We start from the raw sequence: 3,161 nt of genomic DNA, 5'->3' as shown, positions 1-3,161 counted from the left end.
GATCGCCTCCTTCGACTGCCTCCTGATCGCCACCGACCACGACGCCTTCGACTACGAACAGATCCGCGAACACGCCAGACTCATCGTCGACACCCGCGGCGTCTACCCCGAACCCGCCTCGCACATCGTCAAGGCCTGACCTGTCTTAGGCGATTTCTGTCAAATGACATACCATCCTGCTTGGCTTTTCGTCCGTCCTCTGTGTTGCGACAACCGTTCCATAGTTCGACTATGCGCCTGTTGTCGCGCCTAGATGACGAACGAAAGTCCGGCACAATCTGGTATGCTATTTTCCGGCAATCGCCTTAATAGTTTTCGTAGGTCGGATTGGCGCAGCGTAATCCGACAATTCCACCAGACAAGGAAGACACGGCGTTGGACTGTGCCCCCTCTCCCTCGGGAAAGTGGTTGGGGTGGGGGGAAAACACATAGTAGGACCCCCCCTTCCATCCCCACCTACCCTCCCAAAAGTAACACTCTCTCACAATTCCTCGCAAAAGCTGCTACAAGTATGCGCAGGGGGCATTGAGCGATCACTTGCTTAGGGGGGATTTGGCGCGATGAAGCAGTGGTATGTCGTACACACCAAACCGCGCCAGGAGACCCTGGCATCCGAAAACCTCGAGCGACAGTTTTTCGAGGTCTGGCTCCCACTCATCAAACAGGTCCGGCGCCGACGCGGCAGGCACGTCGGTTCCATCGAACCCCTGTTCCCGCGCTACCTCTTCATCCACCTGAGCCTCGGGCATGACAACATCGCGCCGATCCGATCGACCTTCGGCGTATCGAAGCTGGTCCGCTTCGGCGAGTCGCCGACACCGGTTCCGAGGGGACTGATCAGCACCCTAAAGAACCACGCCGACCCGGCAACCGGCTATATCCGCCCCGCCGAAGAACTCTTCAGACAGGGCACGGAAGTCAGGATCCTCGAAGGCCCCTTCGCCGGCCTCAACGCCATCTACCAGAACGACTGCGGCGAGCAGCGCTCCATCATCCTGCTCGACATCCTCGGCAACAGCCGGCGCGTCCGCATCGAAAAGAACCACCTCTGGCCCGCCGCCTCCACCTGACCCAGAGACGCCAGGCGCTGGATCAGCACAGTGCAACCCGGTGATGTCCCGGTCGCGGGAGACGGGTTCAATCGCGAACCACGTTCTCCACGTAGGTCGGATTAGCGCAGCATAATCCGATAATTCAATCTTCCGAATGGGTGTTCACTTTATGAGACTCAGCGAGGGGGAGGTTGCGATCATTCGCCAGTCTGCCGAATCGGTTTTCGGTGATCAGGCGCAGGTGTGGTTATTCGGTTCCCGTGTCGACGACTCCAGGCGGGGTGGTGACATCGACCTGCTCATCCGCCCGGCTCCCGGTGTATCCGAAAATCTCTTGAGGGGAAAAATACGATTCCTTGGCATGCTGGGGCGAGCGCTGGGGGAACGCCGAATCGACGTGATTATCGAACACCGGGTCAATCCGCGACACGTAGGTCAGATAAGCAAAGCGTAATTTGACGACCGACCATCGCAGCCTGTGACCAACCTGGCAACCGTTGCTCGTCACCTACTACGCGTTCGACAACTCAGAACGACAGACGAATAGGAAGAAGCGCATCCTTTTTGAATATTGCTTCCGCTACGTTGCACTTCGATCTCCTTCCCGGCATTCTCCACCCGTTTGAGATGACCAGACTCAAATGCCCCAAGAATCACTTTCTCTTCAGATTTGAGATTGATAGAAGTATTTCTCCGTTCAGTGATGACGGTGCTCCGTTTTCACGGGGAATCCCGTCGTGAGTGAAATGGAGCGTATCACCGTCGATCCAAACCAATGTGGGGGACGCCCGTGTATCAGGGGACTCAGGATCAGGGTATCGGATATTCTAGATCTGCTGGCATCGGGTGCGAAGCGGGAAGAGATACTTGAAGATTACCCCTATCTGGAAAACCAGGACATCACAGCAGCGCCGGAATATGCGGCAAAACAACTTGACCATAGTATTTGTACGCGTTGCCTGAATGCGCCTTCTGGTCGACGCCCAGCTTCCCCGGCCCGCAGGATAGTGAATAGAGAGCAAGGCGAAAAGCTGATCGAGATCAAATATTATTCGCGATCTACTCCACCCACAGCGTATCCAGCATGAATTCGATGGCGTCGAACGGTGCCACCGATAAAGGATCATCGTTCTTGTAGACCCCGATCTGAATCCAGTGGGCCTGCCGGTTTTCATACGCCTCCAGCACATGGATTTCCGGGTCCACCAGCCACGCATGCGACACGTCGGCCTGCAGGTAGATCGGCATCTTCTCCGCGCGATCGAGCCTCGCGGTGGATGGAGAGAGGATTTCACAGACCCAGTCGGGCGCCATTTCGAACCAGGCGGTATCCGGCAAGACCGGCATGCGTTCCCTGCGCCAGCCCGCCAGGTCCGGCACCAGCACATGAGGACCGAGGTGGAGTTCCGGTTCGTCGAATATCCACCAGCCTCCTGGCCCGCCTGAGCCTTTGTCGAAAGGCTGAAACAGTTCTCCGCCCAGGGAGGCGGAGGCCCTCGCATGTCTCGGGCCCGGTCGGGGGTGGGTGTGCAGTCGTCCGTTGACGATCTCCGCGACCTTGTTCGGCGGGACTCTTAACAGGTCTTCGTAGCTGGCCTCATTGGGTACTGGTTCGATCATATGCTGATCTTAGGCGATTTCTGTCAAATGACATACCATCCAGCTTGTCTTTTCGTCCGTCCTCTGTGTTGCGACAACAGAGACATAGTTAGACTATGCGCCTGTTGTCGCGCCTTGATGACGAACGAAAATCCGGCGCAATCTGGTATGCCATTTTCCGGCAATCGCCTTAACCTACCTGACGCACAAGGCCACCGAGGCCGCACCATCCGGAAATCATCCTGACCAGCCCCGTCACCTCCCTCTGACCACCATCCACCCCATCCCCAGATATTCCTTCACCGCCAGCGTCGTCTGGTACATCGCCCCCGCATCCGGCAGATAATCCAGCACCGTCCGTGCCGGATCGTGGATCGACCGCACATCCGTCGGTGCCGCCACCGCATCGATCCCCCGCGCACGAAACAGCTTCATTGCCCGCGGCATGTGCAGCGCCGAGGTGACCAGCAATACCCTGCCAATCCCCCGTTCCCGCAATATCTCCCCCGT

At 57.6% G+C, this 3,161-nt stretch carries 5 protein-coding genes and 1 pseudogene; 4 read left to right on the top strand and 2 right to left on the bottom strand.

What is annotated here, in order from left to right; genetic code table 11:
* The 4 genes and pseudogenes from LJE91_17300 to LJE91_17285 all read left to right on the top strand — a co-directional run.
* Nucleotides 1–139 (top strand): UDP-N-acetyl-D-glucosamine dehydrogenase (locus LJE91_17300; GenBank protein ID MCG6870418.1); only part of this gene is annotated, 139 nt, incomplete at its 5' end.
* Nucleotides 140–560: 421 nt separating this feature from the next.
* Nucleotides 561–1,070, top strand: a complete 510-nt coding sequence (rfaH, locus tag LJE91_17295) for a transcription/translation regulatory transformer protein RfaH (protein MCG6870417.1) — start codon at nucleotides 561–563, stop codon at nucleotides 1,068–1,070.
* A gap of 151 nt (nucleotides 1,071–1,221) precedes the next feature.
* Nucleotides 1,222–1,506: a nucleotidyltransferase domain-containing protein gene (locus tag LJE91_17290; protein ID MCG6870416.1), complete on the top strand. Its 285-nt coding sequence runs from the start codon at nucleotides 1,222–1,224 to the stop codon at nucleotides 1,504–1,506.
* A gap of 283 nt (nucleotides 1,507–1,789) precedes the next feature.
* A pseudogene (locus tag LJE91_17285) lies at nucleotides 1,790–1,999 on the top strand (DUF433 domain-containing protein).
* A 112-nt stretch (nucleotides 2,000–2,111) separates the two neighbouring features.
* Here the strand turns inward: LJE91_17285 and LJE91_17280 are convergent.
* Nucleotides 2,112–2,672, bottom strand: coding sequence for a Uma2 family endonuclease (locus LJE91_17280; GenBank protein MCG6870415.1), 561 nt, complete (start codon nucleotides 2,670–2,672; stop codon nucleotides 2,112–2,114).
* A gap of 234 nt (nucleotides 2,673–2,906) precedes the next feature.
* A partial coding sequence (locus LJE91_17275; protein MCG6870414.1) for a YdcF family protein occupies nucleotides 2,907–3,161 on the bottom strand: 255 nt, incomplete at its 5' end.

This window comes from Gammaproteobacteria bacterium (genome assembly GCA_022340215.1).
GTDB lineage: Bacteria > Pseudomonadota > Gammaproteobacteria > JAJDOJ01 > JAJDOJ01 > JAJDOJ01.
The sequence above is the reverse complement of the archived record's forward strand: the minus strand, read 5'-3'. Positions and strand labels throughout refer to the sequence as shown.

Coding starts and splice junctions, on each gene's coding strand:
- rfaH (MCG6870417.1), top strand. CDS start 561: ATGAAGCAGTGGTATGTCGTACACACCAAACCGCGCCAGGAGACCCTG.
- LJE91_17290 (MCG6870416.1), top strand. CDS start 1,222: ATGAGACTCAGCGAGGGGGAGGTTGCGATCATTCGCCAGTCTGCCGAA.
- LJE91_17280 (MCG6870415.1), bottom strand. CDS start 2,672: ATGATCGAACCAGTACCCAATGAGGCCAGCTACGAAGACCTGTTAAGA.